This window comes from Parafrankia sp. FMc2, from assembly GCF_041008525.1.
GTDB lineage: Bacteria > Actinomycetota > Actinomycetes > Frankiales > Frankiaceae > Parafrankia.
In genome coordinates this window covers 21,394-46,186 of sequence record NZ_JBFLUG010000044.1, presented here as the reverse complement: position 1 = coordinate 46,186, position 24,793 = coordinate 21,394, and the positions used below count along the sequence as shown (strand labels likewise).

The following is a 24,793-nucleotide window of genomic DNA, read 5'->3' as shown; positions in this document are numbered from 1 at the left end:
TCGACGCTTACATCGTCACAGTGGGCGACGACCGGGGGTGATACCGATGGCGGGGCTACCACCACGTGCCTCCTGGGATGACGAGGGCGCCAACACCATCGAGAACGCGTCGGTCCCGTCGGCGGAACTCGACACGACCGGCCCGACCGCCCTGAGCACGTCGACCACACCGACCGCGCCGCGCCAGCCGAGCCCCGCGCGCTGGTCGCCGACGGTCCGGCCGGGCGGCTCGTTGCGACGCGGGATCGACCCGGCCACCTGGCCGGTCGGCTTCTCCCCCACCGGGGAGGCGCTCCCAGAGACGCTGACCGACGTCCTGCTGCGCGGCAGCCATGCGATCCGCAGCTCGAAGCGCGCCGAGGCCCTGCGACTGGAGCGGGCCGCGGCCATCGCCGATCATGTCGAAGCTCAGATCCTGGACTTTCTGACGTTCTGCACGACGGAGGATCTGGTTCCTCCGGTCATCGTCCGCACGAACGGACGTCGCCCGGACCGGGCCTGGGAAAGCGACCTGGCGGCCGGTCTCCCGGGACGGTCGCACGGGCTCGCCGCCGCCGAGGAGGCCGGGCTCGACCAGGACGAGGACCAGGACGACGATGATCGCGCTCCCGGCCACGGCGCCGCCGGGGGCGATGACGCGACACGGCGGCCACCCACGGCCCGCCCCCGGGCACCGCGGGCGGGAACGCCGTCCGGGCGCCGGCGGCGGCTGCGCCGGGAACGGCTGCAGGCCTGGCCGCTCCTCTACTGGCGGTGTGAGAGCTTCCCCGCGCCCGGCCGGTCCCTGCACCTGTTCGTCGAGCCCGGCGGGCGCACCTTCGAGGGCCGGGACGACCCGGCCCCGCTGACCGTGCTCGGCCGGGAGGTCCGGGTGTGGCAGGTCGACGCCCCCGCGATCGTCGCGGGCATGGCCGAGGTGGATGCCCGGCGCTGCGCGTTGCACCTGGTGCACGGGATGGCTCACATGCTGTGGCAGGCGGGGGTCGGCCTGTAAGCCTGGTGGAGCAGGGACGTCCGATGCCGACGGCGGCATGACCGTGGTCTCGTGTTGCGCCAGCGCAAACGGCCGTTGCCGAGGCCGGCCAGGGGCCGGGAGACTCGTGGGGCACCGCCGACCGCGCAGTCCCGCGCACAACGGCAAAGGATGATCAACGTGCACGCTAACCTGGACCCCGTGACCTCCTCCTGTCCCTCCTTGTCCCTGCCTGTCCGCACCGGCCGATGAAGCTCCTCGTCGTCGGTTCCGGCGGGCGGGAGCACGCGCTGTGCCGCGCGCTCGCCCGGGACCCGGCGGTGGACGCGATCGTCTGCGCCCCGGGCAACGCCGGTACCGCCCAGATCGCCGAGCCACGCCCGGTGCAGGTGGCTGATCCCGACGCGGTGGCCGGGCTGGCCGAGGCCGTCCAGGCCGACCTGACCATCGTCGGTCCGGAGATCCCGCTGGTCGCCGGCGCGGCGGACGAGATCCGGGCCCGGGGCATGGCGGTCTTCGGCCCGTCCGCCGCGGCAGCCCGGCTGGAGGGCAGCAAGGCCTTCGCGAAGGAGGTCATGCGCGCCGCGGGCGTCCCGACCGCCGACTCCCGAGATCACACCGAGATCTCCTCGGCGCTGGCCGACCTCGACACGTTCGGCCCGCCCTACGTCGTCAAGTACGACGGCCTGGCGGCGGGCAAGGGCGTCACGGTCACGACCGACCGGGATGCGGCGGTCGAGGCTGTCCGAGCGAGCCTGCGCGACCCGGAGGACCGGGTGGTCCTCGAGGAGTACCTCGACGGGCCCGAGGTCTCGCTGTTCGCCATCGTGACCACCGCCGGCGCTGTCGTACCGCTGCTCCCCGCCCAGGACCACAAGCGGGTCGGTGACGGCGACACCGGGCCGAACACCGGCGGGATGGGCGCGTACACCCCGTTGCCGTGGGCGCCGCCGGGCCTGACGGCCGAGGTGGTCTCGACCGTGGTCCAACCGACCGTGGACGAGATGGCCCGGCGCGGGACGCCGTTCAGCGGGCTTCTCTACGTCGGGCTGGCTCTGACATCCCGTGGCCTTCGTGTGGTCGAGTTCAACGTCCGGTTCGGCGATCCCGAGGTGCAGGCCATCCTGGCCATGCTGAACACGCCGCTGACCGAGGTCCTGTCCGGCCGCCGGGCTCCGGTGTGGCGCTCCGGTGCCGCGATCACCGTCGTGGTCGCCGCCGCCGGGTACCCGGCGAAGCCGCGGCTCGGTGATCCGATCCGTGGTCTCACCGCGGCCGGCGCGCTGACCGGGGTCGACATCCTGCACGCCGGGACCCGCCGCGACGAGCAGGGGCAGGTCGTCACCGCGGGCGGCAGGGTGCTGTCAGTCACGGCCATCGGCTCGAACCTCGAATCCGCGCGAGGATCGGCCTACGAGGCCATCAGCCGGATCTCGCTCGACGGTGCCCACTACCGCACCGACATCGGGGATCCGTCCCGGATGCAGCACCGCAGTACCCGCACAGCCGGCAGGACGTCAGAGGAGTGAGCGTGTCACAGGGCAGGTCGTCGCAGGGCAACGGATCGCGCACCGGTTCCGCCGGGCCACAGGTGGCGATCGTCTACGGCTCGCCGTCGGACACCCAGACCATGAGCAAGGCCGGCGCCACGCTGGAGCGGTTCGGCGTCACCTACGAGGAGGTCTCGCTCTCGGCGCACCGCGCCCCCCGCACCCTGGCGGAGTACGTCGGCCAGCTGCGCACGCGCGAGATCTCCGTGGTGATCGCGGGCGCCGGGCTCGCCGCCGCGCTGCCCGGGGCCGTCGCCGCGATGACCACGCTCCCGGTCATCGGTGTCCCGATCTCCGGTGGAGCGCTGGACGGCATGGACTCGATGCTGGCGATCGCCCAGATGCCGCCCGGAGTGCCGGTGGCGACCGTCGGGCTGAACAACTCGACGAACGCGGCCATCCTGGCGATCCAGATCCTCGCGCTCGGCGATCCGGACCTGGGCCTCAAGCTGGCGACCTTCAAGGACGAGTTCGAGCAGGCGGCGGCCGACTCGCTCGCCGACGTCGCGGCAGCGCGCGCATGATCGGTCGTTACACGCTGCCCGACATGGGCCGGGTGTGGTCCGAGGCCAACAAGTACGAACTGTGGTGCAGGGTCGAGGTCCTCGTCATGGAGGCGCACGCGGCGGCGGGGCGCATCCCGGCCGACTCGGTCGATCCGGTGCGCGCCGCACCGGCCCCGACACCCGAGGCCGTCGCCGAGATCGAGGCCGTCACCCAGCACGACGTGATCGCCTTCCTCACCGCCTGGGCGGACCGGACCGAGCCGCGGTCGGCCGCTGCCTACGTGCACTTCGGCATGACCTCGTCCGACCTGCTCGACACCGCGCTCGCCTGCCAGCTCGTCGAGGCCACCGACCTGCTCCTCGCCCGCGCCGACCGCCTCGTCGCCGCGCTGCGCGACCTCGGCCTGGCGCACCGGGCGACCCTGCGGGTCGGGCGCACCCACGGCATCCACGGCGAGCCCACCGTGTTCGGGCACCGCGTCGCCGATCTCGCCTTCGGCATGGCGCGCTGCCGTGACCGGCTGCGTGCCGCGCGCGCGGACGTCGGCGTCGCCAAGATCTCCGGGGCCGTCGGCACCTACTCCAACATCGACACCGACGTGGAGAGCTACGTCGCGGACCGGCTCGGGCTGACCGCGGCCCCCGTCGCGACACAGGTCGTGCTGCGGGACGGGATCGCGTCCTGGGTGGCGGCGCTCGCCGGCCTCGCGACCGTCTGCGAGGCGATCGCGCTGGAGGTCCGGCACGGGCAGCGCACGGAGGTCCGTGAGCTGTCGGAGCCGTTCGGGTCGGGCCAGAAGGGCTCGTCCGCGATGCCACACAAGAAGAACCCGATCATGTCGGAGCGCATCGCGGGGCTCGCCCGGATCGTCCGGGCCCAGTACGTGCCCGTCCTGGAGGGGGTCGCGCTCTGGCACGAGCGGGACATCTCGCACTCGTCGACGGAGCGGATCGCGCTTCCGGACGCGGCCTGTGGGGTGGACTACCTGCTGCACCTGACCACCCGGCTCGTCGACGGCCTCGTCGTCGACGGTGCGCGGATGCGCGCGAACCTCGACGCCACCGGCGGGCTGGTCTACACGTCCGCGGTGCTGCTGGAACTGGTCGAGACCGGGCTGTCCCGTGAGGACGCCTACGCCGTCACCCAGGCGGCGGCGATGGAGACCTGGCAGACCGGCGTGCCGTTCCGCGAGACGCTGCGCAAGCACGCCGGTGACCGCGGCCTGCCGGTCGACGAGCCCCGCCTCGACGAGGTCAGCCGGCCGGAGCGCTACGTCGAGCGGCTCGCCCCCGTCTTCGACCGGCTCGCCGCGCTGAGCTGAGGCGCAGCCGGGCGCAGGCCCGGCCCGGCCGGGTCCGGACAGACCCGGCCGGGAGCCGGCCGGGAGCCGTCGTCCGCGGTGGTCCGGCCCCGTGGCCTGCGGCCTGACGGTACGGTCAGGACATGCCGCTGACACATGAGGAGTTCGCCGGGCTGACGCATCTCGGCTCCGGGAAGGTGCGGGAGCTGTTCGCCGTAGGGGACGACGCGGTGCTGCTCGTCGCGAGCGACCGCATCTCGGCGTTCGACGTGGTGCTGCCCACCGAGATCCCCGACAAGGGTGCCGTGCTCACCGGGCTGTCCCTGTGGTGGTTCGACCAGCTCAGTGACCTCGTGCCGAGCCATGTGATCAGTTCGAGTGTGGACGAGTACCCCGCGGAGCTCGCGCCGTACGCCGAGCAGCTCCGCGGGCGCTCGATGCTGTGCCGGCGCCTCGACATGGTCCTGATCGAGTGCGTCGCCCGCGGCTACCTCACCGGCAGCGGGCTGAAGGACTACCGCCGCACCGGCGCGGTCAGCGGGCACCCGCTACCCGCCGGGCTGGAGGACGGGAGCAAGCTCCCGGCGACGATCTACACGCCGTCGACGAAGGCTCCGATCGGCGAGCACGACGAGAACATCAGCCGGGACGACGCCGCCGACCGGGTCGGCGGGGAGCTCGCGGCCGAGCTCGAGCACCTGACGCTGCAGATCTTCGGGCGGGCCAGCGACCTGGCGGCCGAGCGCGGGATCCTGCTCGCCGACACGAAGTTCGAGTTCGGCCATGACAAGGACGGCGTGCTGCGGCTCGCCGACGAGGTGCTGACCCCGGACTCGTCCCGCTTCTGGCCCGCCGACACGTGGGTGCCCGGCGGCGCGCAGCCGTCCTTCGACAAGCAGTTCATCCGCGACTACCTGGTCAGCACCGGCTGGGACCGCAACCCGCCGGCGCCGGAACTGCCCGACGACATCATCGAGTCGACCCGCGCGCGTTACGTCGAGGCCTACGAGCGGCTGACCGGGATCTCGTTCAAGGACTATCTCTCCACCGCCTGACCCTGCCGCGGGGCGGACGGCCGCGCGTGCTGGGGACAGCCCCACCCCGGCTCCGGCGGCTTCCCGTACCGGCAACCCGGTAGTGAGCTCCAATGACGTTGAACGCATGGAACGAGATCGTCGTTCCATGCGTTCGAGACCTCCGACGGCACCGTCGTCGCGCCACTCGTCCACCCCACGCGGGCCCGAGTCCTCCCCCGGCAGCCCGGCGGCGGCGGGATCCGGGTCAGCCCGCCACGCCACCCATCTGGCCGCCCGGGCGGCCAGATGGAGCGTGCGCCACCGGCGGCTGGCGATCAGCGGCTGGTTGCTCGGCGTGGTCCTCCTGACGGTGCTCGGCTCGCTGGTGGGGACGCACACGCTCAAGGACAGCGACTACAGCGTCGGCGAGGACGGGCGGGCCCAGCGCACCCTCGCCGATCACGGCTTCGCGACGCCCGCCAGCGAGAGTGTGCTGATCCAGCGGGCGCAGCCGGCCGCGGACCGGGCGGCGGTGCTCGCCGACGCCGACCTGCGGGCCGCCGTCGCCGACGTCTCGGCCCGGATCACCGAGACCGGCGAGGTGGACGGGCTGCGGGCGCCGATCCCGCTGCCCGGCGCCGAGGCTGATCCCAACCTCGTCTCCACCGACCTGCGCTCGGTCCTCGTCACCTTCGAGATGCGCGGCGACGAGGAGACCGCGGCGGACCGGATCGAGCCGGTCCTCGCCGCGGTCGACGCCGCGGCGGGGGAGCATCCGGGCCTGCTGGTCGAGCAGGTCGGGGAGGCGAGCGCCGACAAGGCACTCGGAGACACCGTTGGCAAGGACTTCAAGCGCGCGGAGCTGCTCGCGATCCCGCTAACCCTGGGCATCCTGCTGGCGGTCTTCGGCGCCGTCGTCGCCGCGCTGATCCCGGTCGCGCTCGCGCTGACCGCCTTCGTCGCGGCGCTGGGCGTGGTCGCCTTCACCAGCCGGCTGCTGCCGACGGACGAGACGGCGACGTCCGTCATGCTGCTCATCGGCCTGGCGGTCGGCGTCGACTACGCGCTGTTCTACGTCCGCCGCGAGCGGGAGGAGCGGGCCGCCGGGCGCAGCCCGCGGGAGGCGCTGGAGATCGCCGCGGACACCTCCGGGCACGCGGTCCTGGTCTCCGGCCTGACCGTCGCCGTGTCCATGGCCGGCCTGCTGATCACCGGCCTGAGCGTGTTCAGCGGGATCGCCGGCGGCACCGTGGTCGTGGTCCTGATCGCGGTCCTCGGCTCGCTGACCGTGCTGCCGGCCGTCCTGTCCGCGCTGGGTGACCGGGTCGAACTGCTGCGGCTGCCGTGGCACCGGCGTCCCGAGCAGCGCGGACGCCGCGCCCGGGCCCGGGCGCACGCCCAGGCCCAGGAGCCGGCCCGCCCGGGGATCATGGGCCGCCTGCTGCGCCACCCCGGGCCCGTCGCCGTGGTCACCGGCGGGCTCCTGATCGCACTCGCCGTTCCCGCGCTCGGGCTGCGGACCAGCGAGCCGGGCATGGACGACCTGCCGGACGACCTCCCGATCATGCAGTCCTACGACCGGGTGCAGGACGCCTTCCCGGGCGAGCAGACAGCGGCGGTGGTCGTGGTCTCGGCCGACGACGTGCGCTCGCCGGACGTGTCCGCGGCTCTCGACGGCCTGCGGCGGCTGGCGGTCGACAGCGGCGTGATGTTCGAGCCGGTCACGACCGAGATCAGCGCGGACGGCGAGGTCGCGAAGGTCGCGATCCCGATCGCCGGCAGCGGGACGGACGAGGAGTCCCAGCAGGCACTCACGCGGCTGCGGGAGGAGGTCATCCCAACGTCGATCGGCACCCTGTCCACCGTGACGGCGGACGTCACCGGGTGGACCGCCGGCTCGGTCGACTTCAACAAGCAGCTCAACGGGCGGACGCCGCTGGTGATCGGGTTCGTCCTGGTGCTGGCCTTCCTCCTGCTGCTGGCCGCCTTCCGCAGCGCGATCGTCGCCGCGGCCGCCGTGGCGCTGAACCTGCTGTCGGTCGCCGCCGCCTACGGGCTGCTCGTGGTCGTCTTCCAGCATCACTGGGCGGACGGGCTGCTCGGCTACACCTCGACCGGCGCCATCACCAACTGGCTGCCGCTGATGCTCTTCGTGATCCTCTTCGGCCTGTCCATGGACTACCAGGTCTTCGTGCTCAGCCGGGTCCGCGAGGCCTACGACTCGGGCCTGCCGATGCGCGAGGCGGTGCTCGTCGGCGTCCGCCGCAGCGCCGGTGTGGTGACCAGCGCGGCTGTGATCATGGTGGCGGTGTTCAGCATCTTCGCCACGCTGTCGCAGGTCAGCATGAAACAGCTCGGTGTCGGTCTCGGCGCGGCGATCCTGCTGGACGCGACCGTGATCCGGGTGATCCTGATGCCCGCCGTGCTGACCCTGATCGGCGACCGTGCGTGGCCCCGCAAGGCCGGCACTGGCGGCCCCGCCGGCCATGGCGACGCCGAGCGCAGCGCGGACACCGCGGACACCGCGACGACGGAGCTGCTGGCGGCCACGGACCGCCGCTGACCGGGACGCGCAGGACGCACCGTCCCGAGGCCGCGCCCCACCCGTTTCGAAACGGGTGGGGCGCGGCCTCGTCATGTCCTCTCCGATCGGAGCGGGAAGAAAGACAGGCAGGTCACAGAGGGGTTCTGAGGACGTTGCGGGCGAGCTACAGTGTCCGCGACGTCCGGTACCCCGTCCGAGGACTGGAACTGACCCCATGCCTGTTCACATGCCTGCACAGACCCCTGTCGCCTCCACCCTCGTCGTCCGCACCCGCGCCGAGCTGGCGGCGGCGCTGGGCGGCCCCGCCCGCGGCGTCCGCGGGGTCGTCATGACGATGGGTGCCCTCCACCGCGGTCACGCCACCCTGATCAGGGAGGCCCGCCGCCGCGCCGACCAGGTGATCGTCACGATCTTCGTCAACCCGCTGCAGTTCGGGCCGGGTGAGGATCTCGACCGCTACCCCCGCACGTTCGACGCTGATCTCGACGTGTGCAGGCGGGAGGGCGCGGACATCGTCTACGCGCCGAGCGCGGTCCACGACCCGGCGCCACTGGTCACGCTGAGCGCCGGGCCGCTCGGCGGCATCCTGGAGGGGGCATCCCGGCCGGGCCACTTCGACGGGATGCTGACCCTGGTGGGAACGCTGTTCCACCTGGTCCGCCCGGACGTGGCCTTCTTCGGCCGCAAGGACGCCCAGCAGCTCGTCTGCATCCGCCGGATGGTCGCCGACCTGGCCTTCCCGCTGGAGGTCGTGGGCGTGCCGACCGTGCGTGACGACGACGGCCTGGCGCTGTCCAGCCGCAACGCCTACCTCGACGCCGGTCAGCGGCGCAGCGCCCTCGCGCTGGTCCGGTCCCTCACCGCGGGCGCCTCCCGCGCGGCGGAGGGCCCGACGGCCGTCCTCGCCGCGGCCCGCGAGGTACTGGCCGGGGAAGCCGGTGTCGACCTGGACTACCTGACGCTGGCGGACCCGTCCGATCTGGGCCCGGTGGCGGAGGGGCCGGCGCTGCTGCTGGTCGCTGCCCGGGTCGGCACCACCCGTCTCATCGACAACATCGATCTGGTACTGGCCGGGGCCTCCCAGCCGGCCGGGGTCTTCGCGCACGACGGTTACCAGGGGGTCTGACCGGTGTTTCGAACCATGCTCACCTCCAAGATCCACCGAGCGACGGTCACCCAGGCGGACCTGAACTACGTGGGTTCCGTCACGATCGACGCCGACCTGATGGAGGCCGCCGACCTGCTGCCCGGCGAGCAGGTCACCATCGTCGACATCAACAACGGGGCCCGGCTGGAGACCTACGCGATCACCGGCCCGGCTGGCAGCGGCGTCATCGGGATCAACGGGGCCGCCGCGCGGCTGGTGCACCCCGGCGACCTCGTGATCATCATCTCCTATGGGATCATGGACGACGCCGAGGCCCGCCGGCACACCCCTCGGGTCCTTTTCGTCGACGCCGAGAACCGGATCATCGGGCGGGGCGGCGACCCCGCCGAGGCACTCCCGGACGACCCGTCCAGCCTGCGCGGTGACGTCCTGGACGCGGCCGGGCTCATCAGCCAGAGGACGGCGTAGCGCGGTGCGTGCCCTCCCGCACCGGCTCGGCGCCCCCCGCCCGGGCTGGACCCGGGACGCCGACGTCGTGGTCATCGGGTCGGGGATCGCCGGTCTCACCGCGGTCCTGCGCATCCGGGCGGCCAGCCCGTGGCGCCGCGTCCTGCTGGTCACCAAGGCCCTGCTGGACGCCGGGTCGACCCGCTGGGCCCAGGGCGGCATAGCCGCGGCCCTGGGCGCGGAGGACTCGCCGGCCGAGCACCTGCGTGACACCCTGGTCGCCGGTGTCGGCCTGTGTGACCCGGCGGCGGTCGAGATCCTGGTCACCGAGGGCCCGGCGCGGGTGCGCGAGCTCGCCGCCCTAGGCGCCCGGTTCGACCGTGATCCCGACGGGGCGTTCTCTCTCACGCGCGAGGGTGGGCACCTGCGGGACCGGGTCGCGCACGCCGGCGGCGACGCGACCGGCCTGGAGGTCGAGCGGGCGCTGATCGCCGCTGTGCGCGCCGACCCGTCCATCGAGGTGCTGGAGCACGCGCTCGTCCTGGACCTGCTCACCGACCAGTCCGGCCGGGCCGTCGGCGCGACGCTGCACGTGCTCGGCGAGGGCAGCCAGGACGGTGTCGGCGCCGTCACGGCCCGCGCGGTGGTCCTGGCCACCGGCGGCATGGGGCAGATCTTCGCGTCGACGACCAACCCGGCGGTCTCCACCGGCGACGGGGTCGCACTCGCCCTGCGGGCCGGGGCCGTCGTGACCGACCTCGAGTTCGTCCAGTTCCATCCGACGGCGCTCTGGCTGCCCGAGGCGGGCCCCGGGCAGCAGCCGTTGGTCAGCGAGGCGATGCGGGGTGAGGGCGCGCTGCTGGTCGACGCGGCCGGGCGGCGGGTGATGGCGGGCGTCCACCCGCTGGCCGACCTCGCGCCGCGGGACGTCGTCGCCAAGCAGATGTCGCGGGTGATGGCCGAGCAGGGCGTCGACCACCTCTACCTGGACGCTCGGCACCTGGGGGTCGAGACCCTGCTGCGCCGCTTCCCGACCATCACGGCGCGCTGCCGGGACGCCGGCGTCGACCCGGTGACCAGCCCGATCCCGGTCGCCCCGGCGGCGCACTACGCCAGCGGCGGGGTCCGGACGGACATGTGGGGCCGCACCAGCGTCCCCGGGCTGTACGCCTGCGGCGAGGTCGCCTGCACCGGGGTGCACGGCGCCAACCGGCTCGCGTCGAACAGCCTGCTCGAGGGCCTCGTCTTCGCCGCCCGGATCGCCGGGCACATCGCCGGCGGCAGCGGCAGCGGCGACGGCGACGGCGTGGGTGGGCCCGGCGCTCCGCAGGCTCCCCTGCCGGCGGGCGTCGCGGTCGGCGCGCGCGGCTCGGGCCTGACGGACCCGGCGGAGCGGGCGGACCTGACCCGGGCCATGACCGACGGCGCCGGCGTCCTGCGCAGCGCCCAGAGTCTGCGGGCGACCGCGAAGATGCTCGCCGGCCTCGGTGACCTGCGGGTCAGCGGCGCCACCGTCAAGGCCGGCCCCCAGGCCTGGGAGATGACGAACCTGCGTACCGTGGCGGCCGCGCTGGTCGCGGCGGCGGCGCTGCGCACCGAGACCCGCGGCTGCCACTGGCGCGAGGACTTCGCCGACCGCGACGACGAGGACTGGAACGGACACGTGCTGACCAGGCTGGACCCGGAGGGGGAACTGATCGTTACCTACGAGGCGCAGCCGGCCGCCCAGATCGGGCCCGCGTGAGCGTCGCGCCCGTGCCCGCCGGACCCCCGGCGGCCGCCCAGCGGCTCACCGGGGCCGTGCTCACCGGTCTGCAGTCCGCGGGACTGGCTGAGTCCGTGGTCCTCGACGTGATCCATCGAGCGCTGACCGAGGATCTCCCGGAGTCGGGAACCGGCTGGGCGGTGGACGCGACGTCCGCGGCGACCGTGGATGCCGCGCTGACCAGCCATGGTTCGGTCGTGTCCCGCGCCCACGGCGTGGTCGCCGGCGTGCCGGTCGCGGCAGCGGTGTTCGAGACGCTGCTCGGCGACGCCGTCACCGTTCTTCCGGTGATCGCCGACGGTGACCGGGTCGCTCCCGGTACCGAGGTTCTCCAGGTCAGTGGCCCGGTGCGTGGTCTGCTCACCGCCGAACGGACCGCGCTGAACCTGCTCTGCCACCTCTCCGGTGTGGCCACGGCGACCAGGCTCTGGGTGGACGCGGTCGCCGGCACCGGCGCCGCCGTCCGGGACACCCGCAAGACACTCCCCGGCCTGCGGGCGCTGGAGAAGTACGCGGTGCGCTGCGGCGGTGGGCGCAACCACCGGATGTCACTGACGGACGCGGCGCTGGTCAAGGACAACCACGTGATCGCGGCCGGCGGGGTCGCGGCGGCCTTCGCCGCGGTGCGTGCCCACTTCGCGGACCTGCCGGTCGAGGTCGAGTGCGACACCGTCGAGCAGGTCGCCGAGGCGGTGGGCGCCGGGGCCGACCTGATCCTCTGTGACAACATGTCGCTGGATGATCTGCGCGCGTCGGTGGCCATCGCCCACCCGGCCGGCGTCCTGCTGGAAGCGAGCGGCGGCCTGACACTCGATGTCGCCGCGGCGGTGGCCTCGACCGGGGTGAACTATCTGGCGGTCGGCGCGCTCACCCATTCGGCGCCCGCGCTGGACCTCGGCTTCGACCTCGCGGTGACCACCGCCTCCTAGCACGCACGGCGTGCGCAGGATCCCCCGCCCGCAGAAGATGGAGCCAGGACGGCCGACTGATGCTGTTGACGATCGACGTAGGCAACACGAACACCGTCCTGGGGGTGTTCGACGGTCACCGGCTCGCCAGTTCGTGGCGCATCCGCACCGACCCGCAGGCCACCTCGGACGAGCTGGGCTTCCTCTATGCCGGCCTGCTCGGCGGCCACCAGATCGATGGTGTCTCCGTGTGCTCCACCGTGCCGGCCGCGCTGCGCGAGATCCGCCGGATGGTGAGCCGCGCCTACCAGGACATCCCGACCGTCGTCGTCGAGCCGGGAACGCGGACAGGGGTGCCGATCCTCATCGACAACCCGAAGGAGGCGGGCGCCGACCGGATCATGAACACCCTCGCGGCGCACCACCTCTACGGCGGCCCGGCGATCGTGGTCGACTTCGGGACGTCCACGAACCTCGATGTGGTCTCCGAGCGCGGGGAGTTCCTCGGCGGCGCGCTGGCGCCCGGCATCGAGATCGCGCTGGACTCGCTGGCCTCCCGGGCCGCCCAGCTCCGGAAGGTCGAGCTCACCACCCCGCGCTCCGTCATCGGCAAGAGCACCGTCGAGGCGCTCCAGTCAGGCATGATCTACGGTGCCGCGGGGCAGGTGGATGCGCTGGTCCGGCGGATCCGGGCCGAGCTGGGCACGCCGGCGACCGCGATTGCCACCGGCGGCCTGGCCTCCCTCGTACTCAAGGAAAGCGAGACACTCGACAACCACGAGCCGCATCTGACCCTGATCGGGCTGCGGCTGGTCTTCGAGAAGAACACCGATCCCCGCTGAGGCCGACAGGCACCACTCGTTCCTTTCTCCGCAGGCCCGGCACACCGGGCGTTCCGACCGTGGTCCCCAAGTTGTCACCCTCGAAGCGGGCGAGAATTACGTCGCGGAGCGGCGGGCCGGGTTAGCCTTTCCTCCATGCGACACAGAGCGTGGGCGATCTCACGATTCAGCGGCCCACGCGGGCGACGTATGGCGGGGCCAGCTCGGACCTTCCCGTCCGGCACCGGCAGCGCGGAACACACGGCGCCCTTCCCGAACACGCCGTTCCCGAACACGCCCTTCCTGCGCACACCCGTCGCCTGGGTCGCGTTCACGGCCGCAGCGGCCCTGTTCCTCCTCGTCGGAGCGCCGGCCACGTCAGCGGGGGCGGCACCCACGACGCCGGGCCGGCTGACGGTCGCCGCGCTCGGCGACTCCTATTCGTCCGGGGAGGGGACGCCCCCGTTCGATCTCGCCATCGCGAGCTGCCGGCGCAGCGCCGGAGCCTGGCCGAGACTGCTGGCAACGCTGGATCCACCGGTCACCACGGTCCTGCACGCCGCCTGCGGCGGGGCGACGACACGGAACCTGACCTCCTCCCAGCGGGACAACCCGCCGCAGCTCGACCAGCTGCGCGGCCTGGCGACGGCGCCCGACGTGGTCACGATCACCATCGGCGGGAACGACGCCGGATTCAGCCGGGTCGTCCTGAGCTGCGTGGCATGGAAGTGTTTCTGGAGCGGTGACGACAAGCGCAAGCGGAAGTACCTGCAGGACGAGCTTCCGGGCATTCTTGTCACCACTTACAAAGAAGTCAAAGAAGCCGCACCGAACGCCCGGATCATCGTCGTCGGATATCCCGACATCTTCCCCCGGTCGCAGCGCGACAACACCTGCCGCTGGCTTGACAGCGGCGAACGCAGGCAGCTCGTCAGCCTCAACAACACCCTCAACCGGACGATTCGCAACGCGGCTCGCGAGGCCGGGGTCGAGTTCGTCTCCACCAGCCGCTCGCTACGCGACCACGAAATGTGTACGGATGACTCGTGGGTCAACCCGGTCGGGCTTTTCGGCGCGGGGCGGGATCTCAGCGCCCATCCCACCCAGGCAGGTCAGGAAGCCATAGCCCGGACGGTTCACGAGGCGATCGTCGACGACCGCCGCTGACGTCGGCGGCCAGCGGGCCGGCGGGAGGCCGGCGGGAGGCGGGAGGCTGCCGGTAGGCCGGAACGCTGTCAGCCGGAAGCGGCCGTCGGGGTGCCGAGCTTTCGGAGCACCCGCTCGCTGTCGGCGGCGTCCCAGCCGCCGGCCTGGTCGGGGCCTCGTGGCGACCAGCGGTCCAGCAGCTGGACTCCAGCCCCGCGCAGGGTCCGGCAGGACGTCTCGTAGGCGGGGTGCGCCGCCTGCGCCGCGGCGAGGCAGGGCGCGGCGACGATGGGCAGCCGCAGGCCGAGGGCCTCGGTCAGCAGCCCCAGGGCCAGGGTGTCCGCGATACCGGCGGCCCACTTGTTGATCGTGTTGAAGGTCGCCGGAACGACCGCGAAGGCGTCCGGCGGCGGCAGCACGTCCGGCTGGCCGGGACGTTTGTAGTCGGTCCTCACCGGGTGCCCGGTCAGTTCGGCGAGCGCCGGCAGATCGAGCCACCCGCAGGCACGGGCCGTGGTGATGACGCAGACGTCCCATCCGGCCTGCTGCGCCTCGGTCACGAAGCCGGCGGTGGCCAGAGCTGGCGATGCAGCGCACACGACGTGGTACAGCACCGGCTGCGCAGTGGTCATACGCCCAGTCTGGACCGAGTGGCCCCGTTCGGAGACAACCTGCCACGGAGCGGCGGCGAGGCATCGCTCAGCACACCAGGGTAAGGTGAGCCTCACCTGGTGATCTCGTCATGTGATGCCCACTCGGCCCGCTCGGTTCGGATGCTGGACGCACCGTCGGCGGCAGAGTCTGCGCGAGGCCACCGGGCAGTGCGTGGAAGCCGGGCGGGCCCCGATGCCAGGGGCGGCGCCGAACTTCCACCCCACTCTCGCTCATGCTCGCAGGATTGTGACCTTCTTCAAATACCGAGCCTGCCGAGCTCGAAGCCGCAGGCCAACGGCCTGTCGCCGGGCAACAAGCGCCCGGGGGCCGGCACGCTCGGCCGAGGTCGAGTTGACTGGACAGATGAAGTTAGGCTTACCTAACAACTATGTCTCCCGTGTCATGCCGCCGGCCACGCCCCACGCCGACGGATGCCTCCCTGGCTCCGGCCTCGTCCGCACTGGCCGCCGCCGGGTGCCGGGCCTTGCCGCAGGCGCCCGCCCGCAGCGGGGCGCCCACGCGCACGGCCGTCCGCACCGCCACGGCCACGGCCACGGCCAGCACGAGACCCGTGACATGAACCCGCCATCCCCTCTTGCCGCCGACCCGGCGGACCTGGTCGCAGCCGGCGTCACCGAGGTCACCTCCGTCACCAACCTCGCCGGCACGAACCTCGCCGGCACGGCAGGCCTCACCGTCGTGGCGGGTACGGCGAGCCTGGCCGGCCTCGGCGCGACGCTGCAGGCGGTGGGCCCCGCGCTCGACCACCGCTGGGCGATCGTCGGGCCACCGCCGTCGCCCGACGGCTGGATCCGGGCCTCCGACCTGCTCGACCCCGGACGCCTGGACGAGGCTCTCGCCGTGGTGCGCGAACACCACCAGGCCACCCCGGAGGTAGCGGTCAGCTACTTCACCGCCTGGTACGCCGCGACCATCGTCGGTCCGGCGATCGCCACCTTCGTCCTGACACGCCGGGTCCCCGACCTCGACCCCGCCGAGATCTGGGTGCACTGTCACGAAGGGGGATGGTTTGACGCCACCGCCTTCCATCGCCCCCGCATGACCCTCCTGCCGGGGGACCCGGCGGTTGCCGGGTGTGCGCCGGAGGCGACCCCGACCGAGGTCGTGGCGGTCGCGGCGGATCTGGAGGCACTGCGCGCACGGCTCGCGGAGGAGATCATCGGCCATCTGGAGCCGATCATCGCCAGCCTGCGCAGGCGCGCGCGGCTCGGGCTGGCGGCGCTGTGGGGCGCGGTGGCCGCCCAGTGCGGCCGCACCTTCCTTCTCACGGAGCGGGTGAGCCGCGATCCGCACCTGGGCCGTCTGGAGGCGGACGCCTTCTTCGCCGCCGCCGCGCCCACCCTGCGGGCCCGGCCGACCTGGCAGCAGTTCATCCACCACGGCCGGTGCTACACGGGTATGCGGCGCGGCTCCTGCTGCCTGGCGCACCGGGTCACGGAGGAGTTCTGCACCGCATGCCCCTTTGTGGCCGCGCCGGAACGCGAGAGCCGGCTGCGGGAGTGGATCGACAGCCAGGGACCAGGCGGGCTGGCCGTCTGAGACCGCCTCCGGCCGGGCAGGGGAGCCCTGGGGAGCGGCAGCGTCCCAGAAGACGCCGCAGGAGGAACGAGTCGAATCGAGGTGGCCGTGATGCGTTGATCACCAGCCAGGAGTGGCACGCGACATGCGGCGCGGCGGAACGCGACGACCACACGAGACCACGTGTGACCTGAATCACTCCAACCGCCCGACGACATCAGTTACCGTCGGTAGTGCCGGCCTCGAGCCGGCCGGCGGCTGGACCCTGCTCACTCCGTTCCCGCCGCCAGCACGGAGCACCGCGGCTCCGAGCGCGAATCTGATCATCATCGCCCGTCGAGGCCCCACACCGGAGTTGTCGGGGCCGGCATGTCCGTTCCGCTCTTGGCGGAACCACGTGACGGAATCATGCCTGGTCGGCCACGGTTGCCATGAACGTCTCCGCTGGTCGGCCGGCGATCCGGCCGCAGAGCTGTCCCCGACGAAGGGGGCGGTTCCGGCGGGTAGGTTTCTGTTCGATGCGTGAGGACATGCCTCGGCGGAGCTAGCATGCGGATACCGGCTGTCGTGTGGTCGGTCGCAGCTCGAAGGAGCGCACATGTTCGAGAGGTTCACCGACCGGGCACGTCGGGTCGTCGTCCTGGCTCAGGAAGAAGCCAGGATGCTCAACCACAACTACATCGGGACCGAGCACATCCTGCTCGGCCTGATCCACGAGGGCGAGGGCGTCGCCGCTAAGGCCCTCGAGTCGCTCGGGATCTCGCTCGAGGGTGTGCGGTCGCAGGTCGAAGAGATCATCGGCCAGGGTCAGCAGGCGCCGAGCGGGCACATCCCGTTCACGCCGCGGGCCAAGAAGGTCCTTGAGCTCTCGCTGCGCGAGGCCCTCCAGCTCGGTCACAACTACATCGGCACCGAGCACATCCTGCTCGGCCTCATCCGCGAGGGCGAGGGCGTCGCCGCCCAGGTGCTGGTCAAGCTCGGAGCCGACCTCAACCGGGTCCGCCAGCAGGTCATCCAGCTCCTGTCCGGCTACCAGGGCAAGGGCGACCCGGCGACCGCCGGCGCCCCCGCCGAGGGCACGCCGTCGACCTCGCTGGTCCTCGACCAGTTCGGCCGCAACCTCACCGCGGCCGCTCGTGAGTCCAAGCTCGACCCGGTCATCGGGCGCGAGAAGGAGATCGAGCGCGTCATGCAGGTGCTGTCGCGCCGGACGAAGAACAACCCGGTCCTCATCGGCGAGCCCGGCGTCGGCAAGACCGCCGTCGTCGAGGGGCTCGCGCAGGCGATCGTCAAGGGCGAGGTCCCGGAGACCCTGAAGGACAAGCAGCTCTACACCCTCGACCTCGGCGCTCTGGTCGCCGGGTCCCGCTACCGCGGTGACTTCGAGGAGCGGCTGAAGAAGGTCCTGAAGGAGATCCGCACCCGCGGCGACATCATCCTGTTCATCGACGAGCTGCACACGCTCGTCGGTGCGGGTGCCGCCGAGGGCGCGATCGACGCCGCCTCCATCCTCAAGCCGATGCTGGCGCGCGGTGAGCTGCAGACGATCGGCGCGACCACCCTGGACGAGTACCGCAAGCACCTGGAGAAGGACGCTGCGCTCGAGCGCCGCTTCCAGCCCATTCAGGTCGCGGAGCCGTCGGTGGCGCACACGATCGAGATCCTCAAGGGCCTGCGCGACCGGTACGAGGCGCACCACCGCGTCTCGATCACCGACGCCGCCCTGGTCGCCGCGGCCTCCCTGGCCGACCGCTACATCTCCGACCGGTTCCTGCCGGACAAGGCGATCGACCTGATCGACGAGGCCGGTTCCCGGATGCGCATCCGTCGGATGACCGCTCCGCCGGACCTGCGGGAGTTCGACGAGCGCATCGCGAACGTCCGGCGGGACAAGGAGTCCGCGATCGACGCGCAGGACTTCGAGAAGGCCGCGTCGCTGCGTGACAAGGAGAAGACCCTGCTGGCCGAGAAGGCCAAGCGGGAGAAGGAGTGGAAGGCCGGCGACATGGACGTCGTCGCCGAGGTTGGCGACGAGGAGATCGCGGAGGTCCTCGCGATCTGGACCGGCATCCCGGTCTTCAAGCTCACCGAGGAGGAGACCGCGCGTCTGCTCCGCATGGAGGACGAGCTCCACCGCCGGGTCATCGGCCAGGAGCAGGCCATCAAGGCCGTCTCCCAGGCGATCCGGCGTACCCGCGCCGGTCTGAAGGACCCGAAGCGCCCCGGCGGCTCGTTCATCTTCGCCGGCCCGTCCGGTGTCGGTAAGACCGAGCTGTCGAAGACGCTGGCGGAGTTCCTCTTCGGCGACGAGGACGCGCTCATCCAGCTCGACATGTCCGAGTACATGGAGAAGCACACCGTCTCGCGGCTGGTGGGCTCCCCGCCCGGCTACGTCGGGTACGAGGAGGGTGGCCAGCTCACCGAGCGGGTGCGGCGCAAGCCGTTCTCCGTGGTCCTCTTCGACGAGGTCGAGAAGGCCCACCCGGACGTGTTCAACACCCTCCTGCAGATCCTGGAGGACGGTCGCCTGACCGACTCCCAGGGCCGGCTGGTCGACTTCAAGAACACCGTCCTGATCATGACGTCGAACCTGGGCACCCGGGACATCTCCAAGGGCCCAGGCATCGGCTTCGCCACCGGTCAGGGCGCCGTCGACTACGAGCGGATGAAGGCCAAGGTCCAGGACGAGCTCAAGCAGCACTTCCGGCCTGAGTTCCTGAACCGGATCGATGACATCATCGTCTTCCACCAGCTCTCCGAGGCCGAGATCATCCAGATCGTGGACCTCATGCTGGCCCGGGTCGACAGCCAGCTGAAGAACAAGGACATGGCGCTGGAGCTCACGCCCGCCGCCAAGGTCCTGCTCGCCAAGCGTGGCTACGACCCGGTGCTGGGTGCCCGTCCGCTGCGCCGGACGATCCAGCGGGAGATCGAGGACGTTCTGTCCGAGAAGATCCTCTACGGGACGCTGCGTCCCGGCGAGATCGTCGTCGGCGACGTCGAGGGCGAAGGCGAGGAGGCGAAGTTCGTCTTCCGCGGCGAGACCAAGCCGAACTCGGTCCCGGACGCTCCCCCGATCGACCTGGCCAAGTCCAGCGAATGATGTGACCGAAGGGCGGTCGCGCGACCCGCGTGACCGCCCTTCGGCATGTCCGTCACGCCGCTGCCTCCGGAAGTCATGCCTCGACACCACGACGAAGATCTGCCCAGTTCCCCCACTGTGCCCGGTTCCGGTCCGAGCGCCGAGCACGGCGTGCACCTCACCTTCGGTGCGGACCCGGCGGCCTCGATGGTCGTCTCGTGGATCACTCGGGCGCCGGTCCGGCAGCCCCAGGTCCACGTCCGCGGCACCCGCCCAGGCGCCCCGGCGGGCTCGTCCGTCGGGGCCGTCACGCGCCACTACACCGACTCGACCACGCGGCGTGAGATCTTCGCGCATCACGCGCTGCTGGACGGCCTGCAGCCGGACACCGAGTACCGGTACGAGCTGTCCTTCCGGGCAGGCCGGGCCCGCACCGCGACCGGCGCCACCTTTCGCACCGCACCACGGGGGCGGGCCGCGTTCACCTTCACCTGCTTCGGGGATCACGGCACGGACCGGCCCGCCGACCCGCACGGGACCGCGGCCTCCGGCACCCTGGTGACCGGGCTCGAGCGACTCGCACCGCTGTTCACCCTGGTGAACGGCGACCTGGCCTACTCGAACGTGCGGGACGTCCCGCCGACCGCCTGGTCGGACTGGCTTGCGATGATCAGCCCCTCGGCCACCCGCCGCCCGTGGATGCCGGCTCCGGGGAACCACGAGACCGAGCGCGGCAACGGCGCTCTCGGCCTGGCCGCCTACCAGACCTACTTCCGGCTGCCGGACAACGGCGCGGAACCGTACCTGAACGGCCTCTGGTACGCCTTCACCGTCGGCGGGGTGCGGTTCATCGTCCTCAGCGGCGACGACGTCTGCTACCAGGACGCCGGGCGGGTCTACCTGCACGGCTACAGCTCCGGGCGGCAGACCGCCTGGCTGGAGCAGGAGCTGAAGCAGGCCCGTGCTGACCGGGACGTCGACTGGGTGATCGTCGCCGTGCACCAGGCGGCCGTGTCCACCGCCGAGTTCCACAACGGCGCCGATCTGGGCCTGCGCGAGGAATGGCTGCCGCTGTTCGATCGGTACGGGGTCGATCTGGTGCTCAGTGGGCATGAGCACCACTACGAGCGCACCCATCCGCTACGCGGCGTTGTCGCGGGGACGCCGACGCGCACTCCGCGGCCGGTACCGGGAGCGACGACCGTCGTGGACGGAGAGACCACCATCGACACCTCGGCCGGCGGTGTCCACATGCTCGTCGGCACGGGTGGCTCGTCCACCCCCTCCGCGCATCAGTTGTTCGACCCCCCGGCCTGCCGGGTGACCGTCGGGGTACGCGAGCCCGAGCCGGGCCAGCGACATCATCCGTCGGTGCGGGTGAGGGAGTCCGCGCCCTGGCTCGCGGCCCGGTTCCCGGAGCATCCCTACGCCTTCGCCGGCTTCGCCGTGGAGCCCGGAGCCGACGGCGGGCCGACCCGGATCCGGGTCACGGTCTACGACTCGTCGACGGCCGAACCCGTCCCGTTCGACACGTTCACCCTGGTGCGCCCCAGCGGTGACAGCGGTGGCAGCGGCGGCGCCTGACCGGGGGGAGGTCTGACCTTCCGGCGCCCCGGACATCTTCCCGACACCCGCGCCCTGCGACCCGACAAGCCGAAACGCCGCGTCTCTGACGACTGGTGGCCCCGTGTCGGTGTCCTGACACGGATCCGATCGTCCCCAAGTTGACGCCTTTGATTATGTATGGGGACGGCTACCGACACGTCCTATAGCGTGATCGGGTTGGCGTGGCGGGGACGGAGGCCATGGGTAGCTCACTGGTACCAATCATGCTCATTGTGGTGCTGCTCGTGGGCGCCGTTGTCTTTGTGGTGCTCTCCAGTCGAGCCCCGCGCACCGGCTACGAGTCGGGGCGCCGGCGGACACTGGAGACACGACGCGCCCGCAGGGGCGGCATTCCGCTGCGGGACACTCCGCCCCCCGAACCGCCGGACGGCGCGGGGCCGGACCTCACCGCCGCGCCTGCCACTCCTGCCACTTCGGCCGCGCCCGTCGCCGCCGCCCCCGTGATCACGGTGGCGGACGGGGGCGAGTCCGGCGGCGGATCCGACAGCGACCCCGGGGCGGCCGGCCCGGCCTGGGGCGACGGTACCGGATGGGTCGACTGGGACGGTGCGGAGGCGACCCGGGTCACCAGTCTGAGCGACCCCGGGGCAGACTCGCCCGACGTGACCGGAGCCACAGTCGTGGGCGGGTACGCCGACACAGCCACCTCCGTGACAGACGGTGCCCCGGGGGCAGGTCACAATATCGGTGGCGCGTACCCAGCACGTGCCGGCACCGCCGCGGACCAGGCGGATACCCCGTACCACGGGGAGTACTTCGCCGCCGGAGCCCAGACCGGTGAATCCCATGCCAACGCATACAGCAGGGACACCTCTATGAACGACAGCCGGGACCCGGATGCCACCGGGTGGACCCCGCCGCCCAGCGGCCGTCCGCACCACGCCGAGGTGGACGACTCCGCCTACCGGTTGCCGATGGACGACCAGGGCCGGCATCCGGCCGACGGCGCGTACCACCAGCCGGGCCTGAGCGGCTACAGCGGGCCGGCGTCCTACCCCGACCCCACGGCGGGTGAGACGCAGCGCGTCAGCGCCGGCTCGGACGGCCTGGACGCTCCCGGCCCGGCACCGACCTGGCCGGATCCGGCCTGGGGCGGTGCTGGCACTGGCAGCGACGCGGCTGTCACGGTGGGGGATGCGGCCCTGTCGCCCGAGTCGGGAGCGGCCGGGATCGTGGCGCCCGAGCCGGCCCAGACCACCGCGCCCGCCCTGCGGCTCGCCGCCGCCGGCCGCACGCGGCGCGGCAAGCGCGGCGGTCCCAACGAGGACGCCTACGTGGTCTCCGACGGCCTGCTCGCGGTCTCGGACGGGGTCGGAGGCGAGGCCGCCGGCCAGATCGCCTCCACCCTGACGGTCACCACCGTCGCCGGTTTCCGCCCCCAGTACGCCCGGGACCCCGCCGACGGGCTCCGGCAGGCTGTCGCACGCGCCAACCAGGTGGTGCGGGAGAAGCCCCGGGAGGAACCGGCCTGGCGGGGCATGGCGTGCACCCTCGACGTCGTCATCCTCGGCCGGCAGCAGTCCACCGGCGAGACGCTGTTCATCGCGCACGTCGGCGACAGTTCGGTGTGGCTGCAGCCGCAGAAGGGGCGCCCGCACCAGATCACCACCCCACACGCGATCAAGAACGGCCCGCTGCTCAACGCGGTCGGCCTCGCGGACCACATCGAGGCCGACATCCTGCGTGAGCCGGTCCGGTCCGGCGACCGGGTCATCCTGGCCAGCGACGGCATCACCAAGGTGATGACCCCGGAGCAGCTGCTCGGGCTGATGACCGAGCTCGGTGCCGAGCCGCCGGAGCGGGCCGCCGACGCTCTCGTGGAGGCCGCGCTGCTGGCCGGCGCGCGTGATGACACCACGATCGTGGTCGCTGACGTGGTCTCCGAGCCCGCCGCGCGGTGACAGCTCGTTGGCCGGGGTGACCGGCGGGCTGGTCGGCCGGACAGGCCGGTGGCTGCGCCGGCACCTGCTCGGGCTGTTCGGGGTCCTCGGGCTGATCGCGATGGCGCTGAGCCTGATCGGCACCTATCAGCACTTCGCGGCGACGCCGGAGACCTTCACCTGGGCCAACGTGGTCTTCTTCGCCTCCACCCTGTTCCTCGCGGACGGGACGATGTTCGAGGGCGGCGGGCAGTTCCCGCCCGCCCTGGAGGTGGCCCGCTTCCTCGCTCCGCTGGCGACCGCGGTCGGTGTCGCCGACGCTGTGAGCACCCTGTTCGCCCACCGGTTCGAGCGGTTCCGGGCCCGGCACGCACGCCGGCACGTCGTCGTCTGCGGCAGTGGGCCGACCGCGTCCGCACTGGTCGACAAGCTGGTCGGCAGCAACCGCGTGGTGCTGGTCGCCCAGGACGCCGGGCAGGAGTACCCGGACGCCGAGCGGCCCCCCAATCTGCTGCGGATCAACGGTGACCCGGTGGAGCGGATCGTTCTGCAGGGCGCCGGGATCGCGCGCGCCGACGTCGTCTACAGCTGTCTGGGCGACACGGCGTCCAACCTGGCGGTGACCCTCACCGCCCGGGGGGTGGTGCGGGCCGGGCGTACCCGGTACCGCCGCACCGCGGACGCCCGGGTGGACAACCCCCTGCGCTGCCTGGCACAGGTCGGCGACCTGTCACTGCTGCCGCACCTGCGGGCCCGCCGGATCGGGCTGGAGAACGACCCCGGCTTCCGGCTCGACTTCTTCGCGATCGAGGTGCTCGGCGCGCATTCCCTGCTCAACAGCAATGCACCGGCCTGGGCCCGGCCCAACCGGGCGCCTGATCTGCCCGCACGGCCACCGCACCTGGTCGTGCTGGGGATGTCCGGCCTGGGCCTGGCGCTCGTGATGGAGCTCGCCCGGCGCTGGCGGGATTCCAGCGCCCCCGGCGACCCCCTGCTGCGCATCGTGGTGTCGGGGCGGGACGCCTCCGGGCACGCCGCCGCGATGCGCTCCCGCGAGCCGGCGCTGGCACGGGTCGAGCTGCTGGCCCACGACAGTGCGTCCGGGGAGCTGCCCACCGGGCTGATCCTTGCCCAGGACGGCCCGGGCGAGCCGCCGGAGTTCGTCTACGTGTGTCACCGCGACGAGGAGGAGGCCCTGCTGCGCGGCCTGGAGGTGCTGCGCGCGGTCGGCGCCACCGGCCTTGGCGAGCGCCGGACCAGGATCGTCGTGCGCACCGGCCGCCAGCGCAGCTTCGAGGACGTCTTCGGTTCCCGCAACCCGCCCGTCGACGAGAACCCGCTGCCGCTGGATGACAGCGGGCTGCTGGACAGCGTCCAGGGCGGGCTCCGTTTCTTCGCTGTGAACGATCAGGCACTGCCGCTCGACCCCGGCGCGAACGACCTCATCGAGCGGTTCGCCCAGATCATCCACGAGAAGTACCTGGCGAAGGAGCGGGCCGGCGGCGCGGCGATGGGCAGCCGGCGCAGCCTGCGCCCGTGGGAGGAGCTGGACCACGACCTCCAGGCGTCGAACCGGGCGCAGGCGATCGGCTACAGCGACGTCCTGCGGCGGCGGAACTGGATGCTGGTGCCGCTCGGCGAGCACGATCCGGAGTTCTCCTTCACCGCGGACGAGGTGGACCAGCTGGCGCGGGAGGAGCATCTGCGCTGGTGGCGGGAGCGGGAGAGCCGCGGAGTGCGGTACGGGCCGCTGGAGCTGGAGGGCTCGGACCCGCGCCACCCCTCGCTCGTCGACTGGGAGAACCTCTCCCGTGACGACCGGTTGCGCAGTGAGGCGGTCGTGCTCAACATGCCCGCCGTCCTGGCCGCCGCCGGGCTGGGCATCGTGCGGATGACCCCGCGGCCGCCGGACCCCGTCGCCTGAGC

General features: G+C 72.4%; 18 protein-coding genes. 17 read left to right on the top strand and 1 reads right to left on the bottom strand.

Translation table 11 applies throughout. The features are described 5' to 3' along the window. Positions 1 to 46: 46 nt before the first annotated feature. From AB1460_RS17225 to AB1460_RS17170, 12 genes are all read left to right on the top strand, one after another. Positions 47 to 994 (top strand): hypothetical protein, encoded by a 948-nt coding sequence (locus tag AB1460_RS17225; protein ID WP_368962480.1) that lies wholly within the window; start codon positions 47 to 49, stop codon positions 992 to 994. A 227-nt stretch (positions 995 to 1,221) separates the two neighbouring features. Further along, positions 1,222 to 2,502, top strand: a complete 1,281-nt coding sequence (purD, locus tag AB1460_RS17220) for a phosphoribosylamine--glycine ligase (RefSeq protein ID WP_368962478.1) — start codon at positions 1,222 to 1,224, stop codon at positions 2,500 to 2,502. After that, complete coding sequence (gene purE / locus AB1460_RS17215) at positions 2,499 to 3,047, top strand: 5-(carboxyamino)imidazole ribonucleotide mutase (RefSeq protein WP_368962477.1); 549 nt, start codon at positions 2,499 to 2,501, stop codon at positions 3,045 to 3,047. Before purD ends, purE begins: the two co-directional genes overlap by 4 nt. Continuing rightward, positions 3,044 to 4,351 carry an adenylosuccinate lyase gene (gene purB / locus AB1460_RS17210; RefSeq protein ID WP_368962476.1) on the top strand — a complete coding sequence of 436 codons (1,308 nt, stop codon included), beginning with the start codon at positions 3,044 to 3,046 and terminating at the stop codon, positions 4,349 to 4,351. The genes purE and purB overlap by 4 nt, the downstream gene beginning before the upstream one ends. 122 nt (positions 4,352 to 4,473) lie before the next feature. Then, positions 4,474 to 5,385, top strand: coding sequence for a phosphoribosylaminoimidazolesuccinocarboxamide synthase (locus AB1460_RS17205; protein WP_368962475.1), 912 nt, complete (start codon positions 4,474 to 4,476; stop codon positions 5,383 to 5,385). Between the two features lie 127 nt (positions 5,386 to 5,512). After that, positions 5,513 to 7,909, top strand: a complete 2,397-nt coding sequence (locus AB1460_RS17200; protein ID WP_368962473.1) for an MMPL family transporter — start codon at positions 5,513 to 5,515, stop codon at positions 7,907 to 7,909. A gap of 196 nt (positions 7,910 to 8,105) precedes the next feature. Continuing rightward, entirely contained in the window at positions 8,106 to 9,017 is a 912-nt protein-coding gene (gene panC, locus AB1460_RS17195; RefSeq protein ID WP_420497298.1) for a pantoate--beta-alanine ligase, read from the top strand. A 3-nt stretch (positions 9,018 to 9,020) separates the two neighbouring features. Then, positions 9,021 to 9,467, top strand: coding sequence for an aspartate 1-decarboxylase (panD, locus tag AB1460_RS17190; RefSeq protein WP_368962470.1), 447 nt, complete (start codon positions 9,021 to 9,023; stop codon positions 9,465 to 9,467). A gap of 4 nt (positions 9,468 to 9,471) precedes the next feature. Continuing rightward, a complete protein-coding gene (locus AB1460_RS17185) occupies positions 9,472 to 11,190 on the top strand; it encodes an L-aspartate oxidase (protein ID WP_368962468.1) in 1,719 nt (572 codons plus the stop codon). Beyond that, positions 11,187 to 12,140, top strand: a complete 954-nt coding sequence (gene nadC, locus AB1460_RS17180) for a carboxylating nicotinate-nucleotide diphosphorylase (RefSeq protein WP_368962466.1) — start codon at positions 11,187 to 11,189, stop codon at positions 12,138 to 12,140. Before AB1460_RS17185 ends, nadC begins: the two co-directional genes overlap by 4 nt. A gap of 59 nt (positions 12,141 to 12,199) precedes the next feature. Beyond that, a complete protein-coding gene (locus AB1460_RS17175) occupies positions 12,200 to 12,961 on the top strand; it encodes a type III pantothenate kinase (RefSeq protein WP_018636275.1) in 762 nt (253 codons plus the stop codon). Positions 12,962 to 13,150: 189 nt separating this feature from the next. After that, on the top strand, positions 13,151 to 14,107 hold the full coding sequence (locus AB1460_RS17170; RefSeq protein WP_368962465.1) for an SGNH/GDSL hydrolase family protein: 957 nt from the start codon (positions 13,151 to 13,153) through the stop codon (positions 14,105 to 14,107). A gap of 68 nt (positions 14,108 to 14,175) precedes the next feature. On the opposite strand, the gene AB1460_RS17165 is transcribed toward AB1460_RS17170, so the two are convergent. Then, the gene (locus tag AB1460_RS17165; protein WP_368962464.1) at positions 14,176 to 14,718 is read right to left on the bottom strand and encodes a flavoprotein; all 543 of its coding nucleotides are present in this window, start codon (positions 14,716 to 14,718) and stop codon (positions 14,176 to 14,178) included. A 598-nt stretch (positions 14,719 to 15,316) separates the two neighbouring features. Here AB1460_RS17165 and AB1460_RS17160 point away from each other — a divergent pair. The 5 genes from AB1460_RS17160 (at position 15,317) to AB1460_RS17140 (ending at position 24,791) form a co-directional block, all read left to right on the top strand. Beyond that, positions 15,317 to 16,300 carry an IucA/IucC family C-terminal-domain containing protein gene (locus tag AB1460_RS17160; protein ID WP_368962462.1) on the top strand — a complete coding sequence of 328 codons (984 nt, stop codon included), beginning with the start codon at positions 15,317 to 15,319 and terminating at the stop codon, positions 16,298 to 16,300. A gap of 577 nt (positions 16,301 to 16,877) precedes the next feature. Beyond that, the gene (locus AB1460_RS17155; RefSeq protein WP_368962460.1) at positions 16,878 to 19,382 is read left to right on the top strand and encodes an ATP-dependent Clp protease ATP-binding subunit; all 2,505 of its coding nucleotides are present in this window, start codon (positions 16,878 to 16,880) and stop codon (positions 19,380 to 19,382) included. Between the two features lie 150 nt (positions 19,383 to 19,532). Further along, positions 19,533 to 20,945 (top strand): purple acid phosphatase family protein, encoded by a 1,413-nt coding sequence (locus tag AB1460_RS17150; protein ID WP_420497297.1) that lies wholly within the window; start codon positions 19,533 to 19,535, stop codon positions 20,943 to 20,945. A gap of 245 nt (positions 20,946 to 21,190) precedes the next feature. Further along, entirely contained in the window at positions 21,191 to 22,888 is a 1,698-nt protein-coding gene (locus AB1460_RS17145; protein ID WP_368962457.1) for a PP2C family protein-serine/threonine phosphatase, read from the top strand. A gap of 16 nt (positions 22,889 to 22,904) precedes the next feature. Then, on the top strand, positions 22,905 to 24,791 hold the full coding sequence (locus tag AB1460_RS17140; protein WP_368962495.1) for an NAD-binding protein: 1,887 nt from the start codon (positions 22,905 to 22,907) through the stop codon (positions 24,789 to 24,791). Positions 24,792 to 24,793 lie beyond the last annotated feature (2 nt).